Source organism: Arthrobacter tecti, assembly GCF_054511355.1.
In genome coordinates this window covers 207,659-226,416 of record NZ_JBTNCT010000005.1, presented here as the reverse complement: position 1 = coordinate 226,416, position 18,758 = coordinate 207,659, and the positions used below count along the sequence as shown (strand labels likewise).

General features: G+C 66.2%; 19 protein-coding genes. 1 reads left to right on the top strand and 18 read right to left on the bottom strand.

Annotation, left to right across the window (positions count from 1 at the left end; genetic code table 11):
• Positions 1 to 540: 540 nt before the first annotated feature.
• From ACX80C_RS08910 to ACX80C_RS08890, 5 genes are all read right to left on the bottom strand, one after another.
• Complete coding sequence (locus tag ACX80C_RS08910; protein ID WP_459326099.1) at positions 541 to 840, bottom strand: hypothetical protein; 300 nt, start codon at positions 838 to 840, stop codon at positions 541 to 543.
• 660 nt (positions 841 to 1,500) lie between these two features.
• Positions 1,501 to 2,010, bottom strand: a complete 510-nt coding sequence (locus ACX80C_RS08905; protein WP_459326098.1) for an HNH endonuclease — start codon at positions 2,008 to 2,010, stop codon at positions 1,501 to 1,503.
• A gap of 338 nt (positions 2,011 to 2,348) precedes the next feature.
• Positions 2,349 to 2,885 (bottom strand): hypothetical protein, encoded by a 537-nt coding sequence (locus ACX80C_RS08900; RefSeq protein WP_459326097.1) that lies wholly within the window; start codon positions 2,883 to 2,885, stop codon positions 2,349 to 2,351.
• Between the two features lie 36 nt (positions 2,886 to 2,921).
• Positions 2,922 to 3,254, bottom strand: coding sequence for a helix-turn-helix domain-containing protein (locus tag ACX80C_RS08895; protein WP_459326096.1), 333 nt, complete (start codon positions 3,252 to 3,254; stop codon positions 2,922 to 2,924).
• Positions 3,251 to 3,556 (bottom strand): hypothetical protein, encoded by a 306-nt coding sequence (locus tag ACX80C_RS08890; protein ID WP_459326095.1) that lies wholly within the window; start codon positions 3,554 to 3,556, stop codon positions 3,251 to 3,253. The genes ACX80C_RS08895 and ACX80C_RS08890 overlap by 4 nt, the downstream gene beginning before the upstream one ends.
• A 540-nt stretch (positions 3,557 to 4,096) precedes the next feature.
• On the opposite strand from ACX80C_RS08890, the gene ACX80C_RS08885 reads away from it, so the two are divergent.
• On the top strand, positions 4,097 to 5,242 hold the full coding sequence (locus ACX80C_RS08885) for a tyrosine-type recombinase/integrase (protein ID WP_459326094.1): 1,146 nt from the start codon (positions 4,097 to 4,099) through the stop codon (positions 5,240 to 5,242).
• Between the two features lie 29 nt (positions 5,243 to 5,271).
• On the opposite strand, the gene ACX80C_RS08880 is transcribed toward ACX80C_RS08885, so the two are convergent.
• The 13 genes from ACX80C_RS08880 to ACX80C_RS08820 all read right to left on the bottom strand — a co-directional run bounded on the left by ACX80C_RS08880 (position 5,272) and on the right by ACX80C_RS08820 (position 18,754).
• Positions 5,272 to 7,101, bottom strand: coding sequence for a recombinase family protein (locus tag ACX80C_RS08880; protein ID WP_459326093.1), 1,830 nt, complete (start codon positions 7,099 to 7,101; stop codon positions 5,272 to 5,274).
• 82 nt (positions 7,102 to 7,183) lie between these two features.
• Positions 7,184 to 7,381, bottom strand: a complete 198-nt coding sequence (locus tag ACX80C_RS08875; protein ID WP_459326092.1) for a hypothetical protein — start codon at positions 7,379 to 7,381, stop codon at positions 7,184 to 7,186.
• Positions 7,381 to 8,007: a hypothetical protein gene (locus ACX80C_RS08870; RefSeq protein ID WP_459326091.1), complete on the bottom strand. Its 627-nt coding sequence runs from the start codon at positions 8,005 to 8,007 to the stop codon at positions 7,381 to 7,383. The genes ACX80C_RS08875 and ACX80C_RS08870 overlap by 1 nt, the downstream gene beginning before the upstream one ends.
• A gap of 18 nt (positions 8,008 to 8,025) precedes the next feature.
• Positions 8,026 to 8,493, bottom strand: coding sequence for a single-stranded DNA-binding protein (locus tag ACX80C_RS08865; protein WP_459326090.1), 468 nt, complete (start codon positions 8,491 to 8,493; stop codon positions 8,026 to 8,028).
• Positions 8,494 to 8,576: 83 nt separating this feature from the next.
• A complete protein-coding gene (locus ACX80C_RS08860; RefSeq protein WP_459326089.1) occupies positions 8,577 to 10,358 on the bottom strand; it encodes a type IV secretory system conjugative DNA transfer family protein in 1,782 nt (593 codons plus the stop codon).
• The gene (locus tag ACX80C_RS08855; protein WP_459326088.1) at positions 10,355 to 10,918 is read right to left on the bottom strand and encodes a hypothetical protein; all 564 of its coding nucleotides are present in this window, start codon (positions 10,916 to 10,918) and stop codon (positions 10,355 to 10,357) included. The genes ACX80C_RS08860 and ACX80C_RS08855 overlap by 4 nt, the downstream gene beginning before the upstream one ends.
• Entirely contained in the window at positions 10,918 to 12,405 is a 1,488-nt protein-coding gene (locus ACX80C_RS08850; RefSeq protein WP_459326087.1) for an ATP-binding protein, read from the bottom strand. The genes ACX80C_RS08855 and ACX80C_RS08850 overlap by 1 nt, the downstream gene beginning before the upstream one ends.
• On the bottom strand, positions 12,402 to 13,262 hold the full coding sequence (locus tag ACX80C_RS08845; RefSeq protein WP_459326086.1) for a hypothetical protein: 861 nt from the start codon (positions 13,260 to 13,262) through the stop codon (positions 12,402 to 12,404). Before ACX80C_RS08845 ends, ACX80C_RS08850 begins: the two co-directional genes overlap by 4 nt.
• Positions 13,263 to 13,358: 96 nt before the next feature.
• Complete coding sequence (locus ACX80C_RS08840; protein WP_459326085.1) at positions 13,359 to 14,822, bottom strand: SCO6880 family protein; 1,464 nt, start codon at positions 14,820 to 14,822, stop codon at positions 13,359 to 13,361.
• A 4-nt stretch (positions 14,823 to 14,826) separates the two neighbouring features.
• Complete coding sequence (locus tag ACX80C_RS08835) at positions 14,827 to 16,323, bottom strand: conjugal transfer protein TrbL (protein WP_459326084.1); 1,497 nt, start codon at positions 16,321 to 16,323, stop codon at positions 14,827 to 14,829.
• Between the two features lie 41 nt (positions 16,324 to 16,364).
• Positions 16,365 to 16,685: a DUF6112 family protein gene (locus ACX80C_RS08830; protein WP_193095653.1), complete on the bottom strand. Its 321-nt coding sequence runs from the start codon at positions 16,683 to 16,685 to the stop codon at positions 16,365 to 16,367.
• Between the two features lie 138 nt (positions 16,686 to 16,823).
• A complete protein-coding gene (locus ACX80C_RS08825; RefSeq protein ID WP_459326083.1) occupies positions 16,824 to 17,090 on the bottom strand; it encodes a DUF6112 family protein in 267 nt (88 codons plus the stop codon).
• Positions 17,091 to 17,095: 5 nt separating this feature from the next.
• Positions 17,096 to 18,754, bottom strand: a complete 1,659-nt coding sequence (locus tag ACX80C_RS08820; RefSeq protein ID WP_459326082.1) for a M23 family metallopeptidase — start codon at positions 18,752 to 18,754, stop codon at positions 17,096 to 17,098.
• Positions 18,755 to 18,758: the final 4 nt, after the last annotated feature.

The following is an 18,758-nucleotide window of genomic DNA, read 5'->3' as shown; positions in this document are numbered from 1 at the left end:
GCTTCTTTCAGCCGGTGGAACAGTGCGTCAACAACACTATTTTCCCAGCTCAGAAGCACCTTTCGTCGCTTAAACACACCCTGCGACCCCACCCTCATGAAAACCCCGGGCTAGTCCTTAGCCTTCTTTATTGTGTACGGGTCAGAAGGTTTTTCTGGGCGGGAAAGGCCGCAAAAAGCGTATAGAACCGCGGCAATAACGGTGTACGCCTCGGATACATTCTGGGGGTATTCTTGGTGATCAATCTTGGATGTATTCCTACTATTCAAAGCCGCACGGACATCACGGGGGTAGAGTTAGCAAAGATTCAGCAGACGATAGTCGGTATTCTCGACCCGCCCGATTGAGATGGCGCGGCGAGCAAGGTAGCGGCCGATTCGGTGGACTCGATGCCTTCGGGTCAGAGTTTTGCTCCGATATGTTCCGCCAACTTATGGATGCGAGGCTCTAATCGGCACGTCGGCCGTTCCAATCCGCTGCACTAAAGAGCCGGAAAGCCGATTGGGCTTCTGAAAAATACTGGGGAGATTCTGGGGGGTTTTAGCTCTCGAACTCGCAGGCCGCACTGATGCGCTCCATTGCCGCTTGCCTGGTGTCGTAGTCCGCGTATTCGCCCTCGCCGTAAGCGTTCTCGTACTCGGCGACTGCGGCCAGTTCGTCGGCTATCGCATCAGAGGACCTCTTTGAAAGCTCCTCAAGGTCGCTGGAGAACTGCGCGCTGAATTCTTCGTCCGGCGAGGATGGGTAGTCAACTATGAGCACGCGCAGTTCCGCACAAGTATCTGCGGTGGAGAGCTTTTCGCCGCCACAGCCGACCAGCAGCAGGGGGGTAGCGATCATGGTTAGGAGCGTGGACTTCTTCAAGGATTTCCTTTTGCTGGTGCCGGCCACGCGAAGGATTTTCAAGAGCAGTTCGGAATACAACGATGTCCCCCAGATGTCGAGTTGCGATAGCTCAGGCTAATCGAACCGGGGAAGCTTGAGGCCAGGCAACACACTGGACGGGACGTTGCGCATCCTTACCGCCGGTCTCTTGTGCCGGGCGGGAAGCGGTTACGGACAGTTAGTGCCGTCACCAGCCGTATGGCTGCTCCACTCGGCGTGGCGGAACCTGTCCGCGCCATCGACGCTCGGCGCAGTGAGGTGGTTGGACTTCGTCAGGCTTGAAGGCGGGCTTGCCTTCAATCGGAGGAAACGGCGTTCGTCCAGATCCTTTGTCGGTGGTTCGAACTTGTGGTTCCGCCGCCTTCGCCTGCTGGAGTTTCGTCGCCGCCTGCCGGAGCCGAGCACGGTGACCCGTAACACTCCTTTCTGCCGCGTGGGCCAGTTCGCGGCCGCTGGCAATTACTTCCGGTGTGACCGCTTCGTCCCCTCGGATGACTCGGTCGGAAAATGAAGAGTTGCTTCTGAGGATGGACGCAAGCATGTTTTCGGCTTTGGTGAGTGCTGCCACGGCTTGCTCGTACGCGTTCTGGGCTTCGGTGGCCTTGGACGAGGTGATCAACGTGACCGGTGCGTCCCGGTTATCCAGTGCGGGCATAAGGTACGTTCTCCTGTGAATTGGAATGGGAGTTGGGATGGCTTCGGTGCGTTGACGATCCGCCCGTCATGGGTTGCTTGGATGAGTGGGGCTTCCCGCAGGATTTCGGGCTCTTGGAAGACGTTCGGAAGGCCATACTGGAGTGCCTTGATGGCCTCAGCCATGGTCCGATGCTGTACGGGCGCCGTGAGGATGAGTCCGTGAGGTGTCGCGTACTTTTTACGCCAGTGTCTGAGCTTCAGGTTCATCGACCGTGTGACAGGTTGCAGGTGGCCGGGGCGAACGCATGCCGGGTTCTCACAGATGTGGTCAAGGTCGTCGTTAGGCAGTGGGAGTCCGGCGATGTGCACCCATCCCCAGCGGTGTGCCCGATGCGTAGTGCCACGGTTTGTCCATTTGCCGTAGCCGCGCTGAGTCCTGCCGGTCCAGTTCCAGCACCCAGTAGTCCAATCGCCTTCAACGCGTGCCATGAAGAGGTCGAGCGGGTCTTGCAGGCAAGCGGGCTTGTCGGTTTCTCCGGTATCTCGCCGGCGGCGCCAGTGGAGTCGGCAAAGTCCTAAGGCGTGATGTTTACGGCCGCATTGAGCTAAACGGCAGATTCGGTTCTTGCTGGCAGGCAAACGAAGCTCCTGATGATTGTGAGGAAGTGGGAAGTGGGGTGAGTGCTGGGCCGACGGCGCATCGGCGGGTTCGCGTGGCGCGGGCGGGTTCACGGTCCGGTGGTGGACCAAGAGGGCACGAATGCGCTCCTGGCCCACCACCCACAACCCAAAAGCGGTCCCCGAGCGTGAGGGAGGGGGCGGCAGGGCTAAATTTCGTCCGCCGCTACATCCAAGTTGGTGCGCTGTAGACGTGCGCGCTGGTTGAGCCAGTCCGTCACGTCCCGCAACCCCCGCGACGCCGCGGTCGCCTCCGCGCTCGACAATGCCTGCTTGTGGCCGTACTTGCGCGATAAAGCCCTTCGCCTGCTCGCCGTAATGACATCCAGCGCGCCGTTGATGTCCACATCGCCCTGCACAATAAGGTGCGGGCCAAGTTCAGTCCAAACCGACTTCGCGAGCATCTTCGAAACCATCTCGCCGGAGTACATCACCCCGCCCGTGAAATACATGTGCTCCGTTCGCTCATCTTGGCACCACGTGCGCGCCTGACGCTTGGCGAGGAAGGAAATCATTGCCGCGTCCGCATCCTTGACGTTCTTCCAGTCACGGATGAACAGCTCCCAAATGGCTTGTTCGATGTCCTCGACATCGAAGAGCGTCGAGTTCTTGTGCTCGGCTCGGGCGGCCCTTTGCACAATGGGAGAGTTGCGGACATAGAAGTCCGTGGTGAGTGTGTCGGACAATCTGACCCCTTTCGATATGAAGTTGTGGTTGCAGTACTAAGCGGATTGAGCGAAAAAGGCGTCAATGACGTTGGCGTTCCGAGAGGTCGGGAGCGTGCAGGTGATGCCGTCGTCCTCGCGGCGCTCTCCGATGTACCCAGCTCTGCGCAACTGTCCGATCGCCCTGCCGACAGAACTAGCGTCGGCTTGCAGCTTTCGCGCGACTTTGCCGATTGAGGTTTCCGCTATCCCATCCCGCCGTAACGTGTGGGCAAGCGCAACCCCTACTTCACGAGCGAGAAGAGTGAGCCGGTGGTCGCCTGAGACGGCTGCTGCATACTGTTCGCGCGATGCGATGCCGGCCGCGTTGTTCCACACGGTCTTGGTCACGCAGCCACTTCCTCGACCGCACTGGTGGGCGTCGGCAGAAGTAGGCCATAGCCGCCGCTTCCGCCGTAGAGGCGCACCCGGTACTCTGCGAGGAGGGCGGCCTCGCGAAGGTCTTCGATTCCGTCGAGGCAGGTTTGCAGGTCCAGCCCTGAGTAACGTGTCAACTGACGTGTGTTCGAATACGAGACAGGAGATAGACCGCTGGCGTGTGCTGCGATAGCCCGCGCGACTGTACGGGCATTGTCGTCGAGCTGCCGATCGACAATAACGGCCGCCAACCAAGCGTCAACGTGCTGCTTCATCGGTTCACCTGCTGTTGACGTGCCCAGTTGTCCAAATCGGCGAGGTTGTAACGGACGGCCCCGAAGAACTTCGCAAACTTGGGGCCGGTGCGGAGGTGGGTGGCAAGTGTCTTTGACGCAAGGCCAAGATAAGCGGCCGCCTCATTCCGGTTGAGCCATGTCGCTCCGGTAATGTCGCGGGCGGTCGCCGCGTCAATGAACCCGGTGGTGGATGTCGGGATTCGATTGGTAATGATGTGCTCCTATGGTGGGTCGGTTAACGAAAAAAGAGCAACGAGGCGGCCAGCCCATCAAGGGGCGGCACTTCGTTACTCTTATTAGGGCTATTCAGTTTTGGTGCCGAGGGTATCTTGCTCGGCACATTGCAGCAGGTACGACAGAGAACAGTACTCGCATCACTGGAGTGATGTCAATTCGAGCATGCCGCCGAAGTGTCGGGGAGCAGCACCCGCGGTCGCAGATGCTTGCAATGCCGCCCGCACCCTAATCCTCATTATGACCGTTCTATCATTGTCGTCACTGACGGCTAAGATGTGGTGTATGGCTATCCACAAGGTGGACTCACCCAAAAATCCTTGGCAGATCGACTGGACCGATCCGAACGGCAGACGCCGGCGTAAACGGTTCCCCACCAAGAAGGAAGCGCAGGACTTCGAAGCGAAGACCCGTCAAGCGCTTCGAGGCGGCACCTACATTGATCCCAGGCTCGGCCAGCGGATGACGGTAGACGCCCTCTATGCCGAGTGGCTGAACCGCGTCAAATCTGTGGGCGCCACCGGGCGCAAGGCGGCGGCCGCTAAGACCGTCGACAATTACCGCCGCCAGTACGAAAACTACATCGAACCGCGGTGGGGCGACACTCCTTTGGCGAACGTCACTTATGAGGCCACTTCGGATTGGATAACCACCTTGAAGGGCCGCGACGGCGGGACTGCGGGCGGTGCTACCCGGCGGGAGATTGCCCTAACGTTTGGGCGCCTCATGGGGTATGCGGTCAAGCGCAAGTATTTGCCTGGCAATCCCACCAAGGACGCGGTAGGGCAGGCTGACTATGTGCCAGCGAAGAGGCGTAGCAGTGAACACGTCTACTTGACGCTGCCTCAGCTCTTGGCAATCGCAAGGCATGCGGGGGAATACGAACTGATGATCCTACTTGCGGGTCTAACAGGTTTGCGGTGGGGGGAAATCACTGCGTTGACGGTGGGGGATGTGAGGCTTGGGGATCGTCCACAGATAGCGGTGACAAAGGCATGGGCGGACATCGGTGGGTCGCTTGTGCCTGGACCGACGAAGGGTGGGGAGAATCGTAAAGTGCCTATCCCGGACCGGCTGGCTGCCAGACTCGCCACGGCCATGGACGGCAGGTCGGCGGGAGAGCTCCTTTTTCGTTCCGTGAGGGGGCATGAGCTCCGAAACAACCTGTTTGCGCGACGGCACTACAAGCCCGCGATTGTCGCTGCCGCCGGAGACGACCCGGAGTTCCCTCGGCCAACGTTTCATAGTCTCAGGCACACTGCCGTCAGTCTTGCGATCAAGAATGGGGCTAACGTGAAGGTGGTCCAGAGGATCGCCGGTCACGCGTCAGCAACCATGACGTTGGATACTTACGCCGGCCTGTTTGACGACGATCTTCACGACAGCGCGGAGCGGCTGAACGTGGCGCTAGCCGCCTTGGACTTCAAATAGGAACGTCACTTTCTCGTCACCCAACAGGCCTATATCGCTGTGATAGCAAAGGTTATACGTTTCGTTCGCAATGAAAAGGTCAGGGGTTCGATTCCCCTAAGCTCCACGTAAGTTGAGAAATTCGAAACCTGCCCCGTCTGATGGCGGGGCAGGTTCGTGTCCGGGTCCGGTTGGGTCGTCTCGCCCCGGTGCTCCTGAGCGAGGACAGCGGCAGCCGGCTCGGCTGGTAGGAACGTGACGTGTTCGTCCTCGTCGATGATGATCCGCTTGAACAGCGCGCGGTTGAGGATGCGGCGTTCAGCAGGTTCGCACTTGCTGTAGAGGTCCCCGAGGTCGGTGAGGACACCGAGGATCTGATCGAGTCCTTCGCGAGCGTTGGGGTAGGTGGTCGCGAGACTGTCGAGGCGGTTGGTGATCGCGTCCAGGCTGGTGCGGATGCGGTCCTGTTCGGTCTTGAGCAGGTCGAGCGGGATGGCATCGGCGTAGTGGGCCTGGACGAGCTTGAGGCGTTCGGCTTCGAGCTTGTCGCGCTGGGCGGTCAGCACGGCGCGTTCATCGTCGCTGGAGGCTTCGAGCTGGGCGAACACCCGATGCAGGACCTGGCTGACGTGCTCGGCTTCCTCATTGGTGAGCCCGTTGGTGCCGTAGTCGCGTTCGATGCGGTCCTCGATCCGTTCGGCGAGGATCGCCGAGCGGGTGCAGCCGTTCTTCTTGCGTCGCCCTGAGCAGGTGAAGTACTCGTAGCGATCTCCTTGCTTGTCACGGGGCCGTTCGATCATGAGCTTGGCGCCGCACGAGCAGCACACGGTCCCCTTGAGGTAGTGGTCGTACTTCTGAGGCCGCTCACCGACGGCGTTCTTCGCATCGAGCTGCGTCTGGACGCGCAGCCAGGTGTTTGGGTCGACCAGCGGGCTGTGGGCGCCGTCGTAGGTGACGCCGCGGAAGGTGACGGTGCCCTGGTAGTAGGGGTTGGTCAGGATCTTGTGCAGCCCCGTGGTGGTGACCGGTTTTGCCGGCTGGGAGGGCGTGGACCGGGTTGTCAGGCCGCGGGTCTTCAACTCACATGCGAGGGAGGACAGGGACCAGTCGCCGGTGGCGTAGGCGGTGAACGCGAACCGGATCAGGTCCGCGCGGCCGGGGTCCAGTTCGATATCGCGGGCCTCTCGGCCCTTGGCGTCGGTGGTGCGCACGTTCAGGTAGCCCAACGGCGCTTTGGTCGGGGTGCCGCCGATTGAGGCCTTCTGCGTCATCCCTTTGAGGACTTCCTGGGCCAGGTTGAGGGAGTAGAACTCGGCCATCGACGCGAGGATGCCGTGCATGAGCATGCCGGAGGGGGACTCGTCGATATTCTCCGTGACAGAGACCAGGGTGATGTTGGCCCCGCGCAGGGTGGAGTGGATGATCGCGTCATCGAGCCGGTTGCGAGCGAGTCGGTCGACCTTGTTGATGATGCAGTACCGCACCGGGTTGGCTGCGATGTAGTCGAGCATCTCCTGCAAGGCGCGGCGGCGGGCGGTCTTGGCGGACTCGCCGGGCTCTATGAACTCCTTGACGATGACCGCGCCGAGCTGTTCGGCCTTGCGCTGGGCGGCTTCTCGCTGGGCGGGGATGGACAGACCTTCTTCGAGGCCGTTGCGGGTGGCCTGGTCCTTGGTGGAGACCCGCAGGTAGGTGATCGCCGGTACCAGCCCGTCAGGTTTTTCCTCACCGGTCACGGCTATCTGGCGTCGTTTGTCAGTTGCCAGGGCGCGGAGTGCTGCGAGGTCGATGCCGGAGGGAAGGTCGAGGACGTCATGGTGTGACCGCCTTTCAGGTGCCCAACTGTGGGTTGGGTGTCTGGGGCGCTGGATGGCGGTCACGTCAGGATTCGAAAAGAACACCCCTGAAGGGGGTTTAGGGTCTGTGCCAGCGACGCCGTGATCGTCGTGTTGGCCTCTGATTCTACCGTCCGGGTGTGAGCAGTTGTCGGAGGTGCTTGCCTGCTTGGGCGGTGGCGTCGTCGTCGGATGCTCGCAGGGCGAGGCGGATGAGGACTTCGGCGACCTTCTCAGCGTCGATCTCCTCGCGCCGGTCGAATCGAACGCGGACCGGCCGGTCCGCGTCGGCCCGGTCGGTCTTGCGCCCATAGGAGCGCACCATCAGCGCGCGCCTTGCTGGCGGTGGTCACCGGCGCGATGGTCGAACAGTTCACCAGTGGCGTCGTCGATGGTGGCGAAGAACGCGTCCTCAGCGGCTTGCCGTTGTCGGACCTGCTCGCGGACGAAGTCGACGAACTCATCGTCACGGTCAGCGATCACGATGTCCTCCACCGGTGGTGCGGGCATTTCGCCGGGCCAGGTGGTCTGCCGGGTGGGGCGGTCCCGGTCGAGGCGGGTGCCGGAAGCAGCGATCCAGTCGCGCAGTCGCACCCTGGCGTCGGCGAAGTCGCGGTGCCAGCCGATGGGTGCGGAGCCGTTCTGTTCAGCGTCGTAGGCGCATAGCCAGTGCAGGTGCAGGGCAGATAGCTCCCAGACCAGTTCGGGGTGGTGATGCCAGAACGGTGGGACTACGGCGGCGGGGAGCCCGTAGGTGTGGCGGAGCCAGTCGATCCACCGGTTCAGTTCCAGCCATTCTTGCTCCAGGTCGTGGGCTGAGAGCAGGTTCCAGTTCACCGGGTGCGGCGGTCCGCCCACCGACTCATTGGCCATCTCATCGCCGAAGTCGTCGTCCAGGTCGTCATCGAGGTCGCTCTCGTCGGGCTCCGGGGGCGGCATGTGGTCGCTCATGATGCTGTTCCTCCCGGTTCAGTGGCCCAGCACCGGAGCATCGGCAGCCGGCCGGGTTTGAGGCGGGTTGAACGCTCGGTTGTGCTCACGGGTCGCGCTCTCGCGCTCTGCGGCTACACCGGACCGGCGGGGTGTGCGGTCCACCTCGTAGCGGGTCCGGGCGGTATCGTGGCCGATCTTCTTGGCCACGAACTCCTCGCCCTCGATTTGTTGCCCGTCGCGGGTGTAGGAGTACTCGTGCGCGTAGCCTTCGGCGACGAAGTTGTCGCCTTTGGCGAACCGCTCGTAGGCGCGTTCGGCGGTGGCCCGGTACAGCACGAGGTTGCCGAAGCTCGGCTCTCGCTTCGTGAAGGACCCGTCCGGGTCCTTGCGGTAGTTCTCCTGCCCGAACCGGGCATAGAACCTTGCGTCACCGTTCTCCGTGGTGGTGAGCTGCGGATCGGTGGCGATGAACCCCGAGATGGACTGCTGCGTGCGGATAGCCATCGGACTTTCTCCTGACGATCAGTCGCGACCACCAGGACGTGGTCGCTGTGTCAGTCAGGTGCACGCCCCTACCCATGCAGGGCTCAGGACTGCGCGGGGTGGCGCAGCAGCGCTTCGATCTCTGCCCGGTCGGTCTTCAACTTGGCGGCGTCGGGCCGGGCCGGCCAGGCACGTAGGTCGGTGACGATGGGCGGTGCCGACCGCAGGAGGGTGATACCGGTGCCGAATGGCAGCGTTCTGATGCGGTCGGGTGGGAGGATCGGGATGCGGCGGATGGAGCGTTGGTTGGAGCGGGTGCCGTGGTCGCCGAGGGTGACGGAGTCGGTGTATTCGTCGCGTTCGCCGATCAGGGTGGTCAGGTCTTGGAGGTCACGGCTGTTGGAGGCGCCGCCGAGGATGATCTTGACGATGCTGGCGTCCCAGATCGCGCCGGCGGCGTTCTCGTTCCACTTGTCCCGTGCTTGTGCCAGCGACTGCAAGACCGGGAGAGTGGTGATGCCGGTGCCCCCGCCTTCGGCCATCAGCGTCGGCAGTGACGGCAAGGGGGCTAGGTTGCCGATCTCGTCCAGCGCGAGCAGTAGGGGCGGGTCGAGCCTTGCGCCGGGTGAGCGGGCGGCGATCTTCCGTGCGGTTTCGATGAGGTCTTCGACGAACGCTGCCACGAGGGCGGCGGATGCGCCGGCTCCGGCGCCGGTGGCGAGCAGGTAGAGGGTGCCGCGTTTGGTGATGAAGTGTTCGGGGTCGAAGTCCTCACCGGGTCGTGGTGTGACGGCGTCGAGGACGCGGGGGTCGGCCAGTGCACCGAGTGCCAGCGCCACGCCTTGCCAGATGGAGTCGCGGGTCTTGGGGTCGGCGTCGATCATCGCCCCGAGGGAGTCCGCCCACCCGGTCGCGGCCATGGGCGAGTCGGTGAGGATGGTGACGGCTTCGGCGGCCGCGGAGGGGTCGAGGGTCCAGCGGAACAGTTCGGCCGGTGGCCGGTGGTCGAGGGCGGCGGCGTGCAGGAGCGATTGGAGGGCGGTGCGGGTTTTGCCTTCCCAGAAGCCCCCGGATTCGACCCCACCGGCGGACAGCCCGGTGGCCGCGGCGAGGCCGGTGGCGCGGATCATCGCCGTCAACGGGTTTTCACAGCCGCGGACGGGTGACCAGCGCAGCCCGGTGGGGATGCCTGCGGCGAGGTGCTGGGGGTCGAACACCGCCACTGGTCCAATGCGCTGTCGGGCGCGGAGGGTGGCGGTGAGGTTGTCCGGCCGTGTGCTGGTGGTGACGACGGCGCCGGGCGCGTCGAGGATCGCTGGGATCACGATGTGCAGGCCTTTGCCGGACCGGGGTGGGCCGATGAGCAGGATTGAGTCCTCCACACTCGCCCAGACCTCGCGCCCCTTGGAGGTGCCGATCCGGTAGCCGACATCCGACGGGACTGGATCGCTCAGTGAGGGTCGAAGTGTCCCGGCGCGGCGTAGCAGCGCCTTGCCCGAAGCGGTCTGTGTGACTTCCTGGCTGGTGGCGGTCCCCGCGAGGCGCCGCGGGTCACGCTCGACTTTCCGTGAGTGCCGTCGTAACCGGCCCCACACCCATGCACCGGTGGCCATGAGCCCTGTGAGCAGGGCCGCGGTGGTGATCCAGTAGGCGACCGGGTGCAGGCCATCGGCGGCCAGCGCGCTTGCGGGGTCTGCGGGGTTGAACAACACCCCGAGTCCTGCGGCGGGGCCGGCTTCGGGTTGGTGTGTGCCGGTGAGGAACGCCGCGACGGAGCCTGCGGCGCGGAGGATGAGCGCGACCCCGAACATGCCGACCAGGCCGACGAGGGCGGCGTTGGTCAGCTCCTCGCCCATGCTTCCGGTCTGCCGTGGTGGTGCGCTCATGGCAGTCGCCGCACATGCAGGGTCCCCGAGACGCGGCCGAGCAACACGACCTCACCCGTGCCGTCGCGCAGGACGGGCCGGAGGCGGTCGAGGTCGAGGAGGGTGCGGGCGTCCCCGGTACCGGTCGCGTCGGTGTGGGAGACGATGACGGCGACGGCGACGTCCTCGCCTGGCACGAACCCGTCTGCGGTCACCTCCGCCAGCGCGGGGCCGCGGGGCTTCGTCGTGTGCTTCCCTCGCCCCGAGGCTGGCTCGCTGGGTTCGGCATCGGCGGGTGGCGGGGTGCGGCGGGCGCGGATGATGTCGGTGAACACGGTCCCGTCGGTTTCGCGGACCTCGATGCGCACGGTGATCGTCCGGTCGGCGGTGATGGCGTCCAGGAGGGTTCCGAAGGTGCTCCGCGTCCACGTCACACTTTCCGATGGCGGAGGGAAGTCGGTGTCGTCGACCGTGACGTCCAGGGCGCCGGTCTCGGTGACGGTGATGACGACGTGCGGCAACACCACCGGGGTCTCCTCGGACCTGTGCGGGGTCGTGCGGTGTGGGGGCTTGCGGGTCATCACTTCACTCCCGAGGTGAGCCGGGAGCTGGTGTCGAACAGTTCCAGCTCGGCCGGATGCAGCTGGTGTTGGGTGACGAAAGCCCTGTCTTTGATCCGCCAGAGCCCCTGCCCGACCCCCAGGGAGGGGAGGAGTTTCTGCTCGGTGCCGGTGAGTCCGAGGGCGTGGGCGGTGGGGCCGAGCTGATCGGACTCTTGCCGGTAGACGATCCGGGTCTCGGCATTGGCCAGGAGGCTGTTGGCCAGGGAGCGCATGGCGGAGCCGGCATCGCCGACGTTGTCGAGGTCGGAGAGCTTGTGGAAGATCAGCATGTTCGCGATCCCGTAATGCCGCGCCAGCCGCCAGTGCGCATCCATCCGGCGCAGCAGGGCAGGATGGGACATCAGCCGCCAGGCTTCGTCGTAGATCACCCAGCGTTGCCCACCGGCCGGGTCCAGCAGTGCCGATTCCATCCACGCCGACGAGCACGTCATCAACACCGACATGAGCGTGGCATTTTCCGTCACGCGGGACAGGTCGAGGGAGATCATCGGCAGGTCGGGGTCGAACGTCACGGTGGATGGTCCGTCGAACAGGCCGGCGAGGTCACCGGCGACCAGGCGGCGCAGGGCGTGGCCGACCAGCCGGCCGTCTTCGGCCAACCTGCCGTCTGCTTCGTCGTCCGGTCGAAGAATGCGGTCGACGACCATCGGCAGGATCGGCACGGTGTTCTCCCGCACCGTCTCGGACAGCGCCAGGTCGATCGCCGTGTGCTCCAAGGGCGTCAGGCCGCGGGCGAGGACGGTTTCTGCCAGGGCGCCGATGAGGTCGCGGCGGCGGGAGGCGACCGTGATGGACCACTGCGCATCCGAGAGCCCGGATGGTCGGTGGCCCTTGTCGAGGGGGTTGAGGCGGGTGTTCAGGCCGTGGCCGAGGATGATCGCTCGCCCGCCGACCGCTTCGGCCACGCGCGTGTGTTCGCCCTTGGGATCGCCGGGCACGTACACGCGCCGCCCGAACGGCAACGACCGCGTGTAAAGCGACTTCGCCAACGAGGATTTGCCGGAGCCGACGATCCCGGCCAGGACCAGGTTAGGAGCGGTGATGACCCCACGGGCATAGAGAACCCAGGGGTCGTAGACAAAGGAGCCGCCGGAGTAGAGGTCTTGACCGACGAACACCCCGTCGGCGCCCAGACCACCCTCGGCCACGAACGGATACGCACCTGCCAACGTCGCGGACGTGTCCTGGTGCCTGGGGAGGTGGAATCTGCCCGGTGTGCGCAGCGCTGCCGGTCCGGGTTCACCCGCGGCAGGCAGATACCGCGTGGCTTTGCGTTCGGCGCGCTCGGCGTCGGCCTTGGCCTTCGCTGCTGCCTGCTCGGTCCGGCGCTGTTCGGCTTGGAGGCGGGCGGCCGCCTCCCGGCGCTGCTTGCGCAGCCGGCGTCGCTCCTTCGCCGGAGCGACCAGCACCGAGGTGTGCAGCCGCTCGGTCTCACGCGCGCTCACAGGGACAGCCCCCGCCCTGCTGGACCGGCCGTGCGGGCGGGACCGGCGAACCAGTCCTCCTCCGTCGCGGGAGATGTCCGCAGTGGCCCTTCCCGCGTCGCGTCGGGGCTGGCGGCAGGTGTGTTCGTGTCGAGGGGACCGACGCCGGCGATGGCATGGCGGGCGGTTACCACATCGGCGTCGTCCAGTTCCGCATCGGGTGGGACGGTGTGCTGGCGCAGCAGGCTGACGTGTCCCATTGCCGGGTTGTAGGTCAGGGCGTAGTCGCCCTCGGTCACGATCCGGTCCAGTGCCCCGGTCGGGGGTGCGTTGTAGACGTAGCCGTTCTCCATGGCGGCGCCGGTGGTCTCCTCCCCTAAGTCCCACTGGGCCAGGTGGGTGATCGCGGTGTCGGCACCGTCGCGGTCGATCAGGTCCAGCACGTCCTCGGCCTCCTCGCCCTGGAGGAACACCACGGAGACCCACCGCCGCTGGGCGTCCTCGGCGAGTGGCTCGGTCGAGATAGCGGGCTCGGGGTGCCAGGCGATCCGCCCCGAGTGGCCGAACGCGGCATCGAGGCGGTCCTGGGCCTGGTCGAGCAGGGTGCCGGCGTGGTGCAGCTCGTCGGCGGCAGCGAACACGCTGTCCGATCCTGCGAGGTGGTCGCCGTCGTCATCGTGGGCACGGTCGCGGTGGGTCAGATGCGTGTTCGCGAGCTGGTCGAGCACCTGCCGCAGCGACCGCACGCTGGCCACGAGGTCACCGAACACCGCGTACGTGTCGGCGGGATTGTCGAAGACCCGGCTGGCGTGCGCGAGACCGCGCAGCGCTTCGGACGCTTCGGCGGCATCTTTGAGCGGGTCATGGAACGTGGGCATTAGCGTCTCCTGTGGGCGAGAACGGAAAACCCCGGCCTCCGGGGCTCGCCTGTCAGGTGCACGCACGCCCCCACCCTCAGCCCACCGTGGGCGGGGTCAGATGTGGCGGCACAGCGGCAACGCGGCAGCGGTGAACGCCGCGGCCTGCTGGCCGACCAGCAGCCGGGTCTCGCAGGAGGCTTGGATGGCGGCTTGTTCGATCGCGGCCACGGCGGCGTCGAGTTCGTCGACGGTGGGTGCGGAGACGCTGATGAGGCCGGTGTAGCGCAGCACGCCGTGGCCAGCGGTCAGGTCGGCTTCCTGCTGGAGGACGTCGTGGTATTCGGCGGTGTGGGCGGCGTCTTCGATCTGCCCGATCTTGGCGCGTTGGGCCTGGTCGGAGATGTGCTCGACCTTCTTCTTGCGGATGTCCCGGGCCGCCTGGTCCGAGCGCTTCGGCGTGCACAGCAGCGAGAACGAGCGCTGGATGCCGGTGGAGAGCAGCACCGGGGACAGGAAACCGGGGTAGACCATGGAGCGGGGCCACTCGTTGATCCACAGCACGGCGTGGTGGGCGGAGTCGGTGCGCAGTCTGGTCCAGGATTCGTTGACGGCCACGGGTCCGGCCGTGGCGAGGTGCTGTCCGAGTTCGCCGTGGCGCGCCAATGTGGCCGCGATGGCTGGGTCGTACGCGGCGCGCAGGATGACGGCGATCTGCCCCGGACTCAGCCAGCCCGAGGGAGTGAGGTCGGCCGAGCGCAGGGCGGCGGTGAGAGTGGACATCTCCTGGCGCAGCACGGCAGCAGCACCCCGGATGCCACCCCCGGCGGTCCTGATCTGCCGCGCGCTGGTCTTCATGTCCAGGCTCAGGGACACGGTGGTGGCGTGGCGTTCCCCGGCCGGGCCGGCGCGGTCGATGAGTTCGGCATACGTGGTCGCGGCCCATGTGTCGTCGGCGGTGCCGTGGGTCGCCCACCATTCGGCCAGCCCGGTGCCGGAGTCCGGCAGGGTGCGCTCCAGTACCTGGAGGGTCGCGATCCGCCCGGAGCGGCACACGGTGGCCAGCACCCGGCCCCACGAGGTGACCCGGCGTTCCTGCTCGCCGGGATCGAGCAGCACGAACGCGGGATGGGTCACCTCGCACACCACGGTCAGGGTCTGCTGGTGGGGGTCGTGGACCATCCCGGCGCCGGTGTCGGGGTCGGTGTATTCGCGCAGTCGGGCCATGTCGCCGGGCAGCGCGAGCGTGCCGGCCGGCCGGGGGGTGACGATGCGGCGCCGGTACAGGAGCTGACCGCCGGTCGCACGCCACAGCCACCACAACGTGATGGGCATCCATTCCACGGCCGGACGCCCGGCGACCGGTACCCAGGTCAGGGCGGCGGCGAGCACCCAGACCGGCGCGGTGTAGGCCAGCAGGATGCCACCGCCGGCATACAGCGCGACCACGACCGAGAGGACACCGGTCGACAGCGCGATGAGTTGGGATAAGGAGAGGCCGAGGAGGATGCCGCGGCGGGTCAGGCGGGAGAACTTGACCGGCACCAGCGCGGTCGAGGGCTCTTTCTGCTTCGAGGTCATGACCTCACTCCTTCCCCGTGGGCTTCGGCGTCGGCGGTGGTGGCGGCTTCGGCGGGCGCGGCTCCGGCTGTGAGGGACCGGTCGACGGTGCCGTGGGTGCCGGCGTGGACGACGGCTTGGACGTGGGACTCGATGGCAGGGGGCTCGAGGGCGGGGGCGCTTGCGATGGCGGTGGGGTGCTGCCGGTTTGCCCGGCGGCGTCGGCGGCGGTCTCTCCATGGCTGCCGAGGGCGGTGCCGGCCTTGGGGCCAGCGGTGGCGGCGTCCTTGGCGACCTTCGCAGCGATCACCGCCGCTGCGGCTGGACCAGCCGCCGCAGCACCGGCACCAGCACCAGCACCTGCACCAGCTCCGGCTGTGCCGCTCGCGCCGGCGGACCCGGAGCCGGCGGCGGCGGCTTTCCCTCCGCCTGTCCCGGCAGTGCTCCCCGCGGCCTGAGGTGCCGGAGTCTTCGGCTGGGGCGGGGTCTTCCCACCGCTCCCACTGCCGCCTCCGCCACCGCTGTTGCTGCCCCCGCCGCTGCCGCTGTTGCCTCCGTCGAGGACCTTCTGCGGGCCGTCGCCGGCCGGTTTGCTCGGTGTCGGGATGGGCCGGTTGAGGGCGGTCTTCGCGTCCTGCTCGGAGCCGATCGCGTGGTACATGTCAAAGCCCACAAAGGACAGGAACTTGTAGGTCAGGTAGGGGGCGAAGGCGGCCATCGCCATCAGCACGATCCCGGCGATGGGATCGCTGACCGAGGACAGGTCGCCATCGATCGGCGCGGCCACCTGGGTGACGGCGACGAGGAACATGACGACCAGGACCAGCTTCGAGCAGATCAGCGCGATCACGAACATCGCCCACTTGCCGATCCACCCCCGCGTGGCATCCCACGACGCGCCGGAGAACGCCAGGGGTGCAAGCACGATCGCCACCAGCAGCAGCGCCTTCCGCACGAGGAGGGAGAGCCACACGATGGCCGCCGCGCTGATGGCCAGGCCGGCAAGGAAGATCGTGATGATCGCCCCCACCCCGGGCGCGGTGATGTTGATGCCGACCAGTCCCGCGGCCAGCAGGGTGATCTTGTCGCCCATCGACTCGGTGGTCTCGCCGGCGGCCTGGATGATCCCGACGCACAGCTGATCCACGATTTCCAGGAGGAGGGCGGTCAGGGTGATGACGACGAAGCTGCCGAGCACGGACTTCGCCAACCCGAGCGCGGCCCTGCCCAGGGCGGTGGGGTCGCGGCGGATCAGACCGGTGATGAGTTGGAGACAGAAGAAGATCAGCATCACGAACACGGCGATGCCGAACAAGATGTTGTAGACCGCCACATACTCGGGCCGGGTGACGTCCACGAGGGTGGTGGTGTCGAACACCGTCCAGACGGCCTCGAACAACCAGCCGGCGGCGGCGCCCATGGCTTGGGCGAGCCAGTCGAACGGCGCCGCCACCAGCGAGGCGGCTGCTTCGCCGGCGGTGTCGCACACGGTCGAGATGATGGGAACATCGCACACACCCACCGCAATCACTCCTCAGATCGAGTTGATGGAGGGAGTTGGGGTCAGACCTGCTGGCCGACGTTCCAGAAGAAGTTGATCAGCGTCACCGACGCGCCGCAGATCACCGCGGCACCGCAGGAGACGAGGACGCCCACCTTGCCCCGGCCGGCCAGGTGCGGGTTGGAGGAGTTGGCGCCGAAGCCCCACACGATCGCCGAGATGATCAGTGCGAGGACGGACAGGATCAGGCCGATGGTCATGACCGCGCCGACGATGGTGCGCAGCTGGGCGATCCCGGGAAGACCGGAATCGTTGGGGTCGATGTTGATGTTCATCGGCACCAGTGCGGGTGCGGCCAGGACGGTGGTGATGAGGTCGAACACGGTTGGTCTCCTGACGAACGGACCCGCCCCGGAGGGCGGGGAACGCGGATGGGTTCGTCGGTCAGGTGCACCGCCGGCCCCACAGTCCTAAGAACCCTCGCGCCGCGCGGCGCGAGGGTTCGCGGGCGGGCAAGGGGGTCAGAGTTGCTGGCCGAGGTCGATGAGCCAGTTCAGCCATGCCACCCCGCCGCCGGCCAGGACGGCGGCCCCGAGGGCGGTCCAGGCGCCGATGCGCGCCTTGGTGGCGGTGGCGTGGTGGCCGTTGGCGGTGGCGAGTGTCCAGATGAGGGCGCAGACGATCAGCATCAGCACGGCGATCACCAGGACGAAGGTGAGCAGTGCACCGATCACTTCGCGCAGGTTGTCGATCCCGCCGAGGCCGTCGAAGTCGGGGAACACGTCCATGCCGCTCAGCTCCCGGACCGAACGGTGACATGGAGGTGGTCGTAGTGGCCGCCGGTGACGTCGCCGGGGTCGTGCATGCCGCCGCCGGTGTAGTCGCGCCAACCATCGGCGTCGCGGGCCAGTGACCAGATCTTGCCCTGCCAGATCAGATACTCGACACCGAGGGTTTCGGCATGGGTCTGCATCCAGTTGGTGACGTCCCAGCCGGCTTCGAGCTGGGCCGGTGTGGGGTGCTGGCCGATGGCGTTGCCGAAGGTCAGATCGCAGGCCCGGCCGAGTGGGTGTTCGGAGCGGGTGCCGGGACGCGGTGAGTAGCAGGCCCAGGAGGTGTCGGGGAAGGCGGCGGTGCCCTGCTGGTACAGGTGCAGCATCCGAGCGGTGATCTGTCCGTCGCTGGTGGGGTCGTCGACGAGGCGGTCCGGGTCACCGTCGAGGGGGTCGGGCTGCCCGCCCGGGGCGCTGGTGTCGGGGTCGCAGCCGGCCGGGGCGCCGGTCTCGGGTTCGGGGAGGTCGGCGGCATCATGGGCGTTGAGCCAGGCGGCGGGGTCGGTGTGCTCGCCGTCGGTGCCGCCTGGGCGGACCTCGAAATGCAGATGCGGCCCGGTGCTGTTGCCGGAGGAGCCGATGTCGCCGATGTGCTGGCCGGCGGTGACAGTGTCGCCGGGTTGGACGTAGATGCCGGTCTCCCACATGTGCCCGTACGCGGTCGCGACGGTCTGCCCGTTGAGGGTGTGTTCGATGACGATGAGCCCGCCGTAGCCGCCGGAGTACTCGGCGACGGTGACGGTGCCGTCCGCGGCCGCGAGGATCGGGGTGCCGTCCGGGGCGGCGAAGTCGGTGCCCGTGTGAAACGAACTCTCCCCGGAGATCGGATGGACCCGCGGCCCGTATGCGCTCGTCAGCACCCAGGTGCCCGCGGGCACCGGGAACACCACCCGCGAGGACTCCGCAGCAACAGTTTCCGCGATGGGGACTGTGGCGTCGCCGGCCGTAGCGCCCGCGCTGGCTGTCGTGGTGGTGCCGGTGAGGGTGGTCAGGATGGTCTCGGCGGCGGGCTCGTAGTTGCGGTACCGGTCGGGGTAGGCGGACACCTCGACGGCTTGGGCGGCTTCGCCTTTGTCCATCTGCTCCCAGCCGGGAATGTCCAATAGGCCCCGGGGCGAGGGGTGGTTGGGGCCGGTGGGTCCGCCGAAGAACGCCTGCGCCTGATACGTCGGGTCCATCAGCTCGGCGACGGTGCCCCACCCGGACTGCGGCCGCATCTGGAACAACCCCAGGGAGTCGTTGTCGGAACCGTCGCCGTCGTTGGGATAGTCCGCCGACTCCGGATAGACGCTCGTGTTGGACAGCATCCGCAGGGTGGATTCGGTCAGCGCCGCCATCAGCGCAATCACCAGCCCGTCCCTGGTCACCCCGTCGATGCTCGTGCCGTTCTCGATGATCGTCGCCGCATGCGTGAGCTGCTGCCGGTTCAGCGTGAAGGTCTCACCGTTGGCGGTGGTGACCTCCAGCTCGTCGGGGACGTCGCCGACCCTGACGCTTGTGCCGGCCACGGTGCAGGAGGCCGAGGCGGCAGGGTTCATCACCACCCCAACCCCGACCAACACCAGCGACGGCGCCAGGAACACCAGCGCGAGGGCGGCGAGGGCGAGCTTCTTCACCATGAGC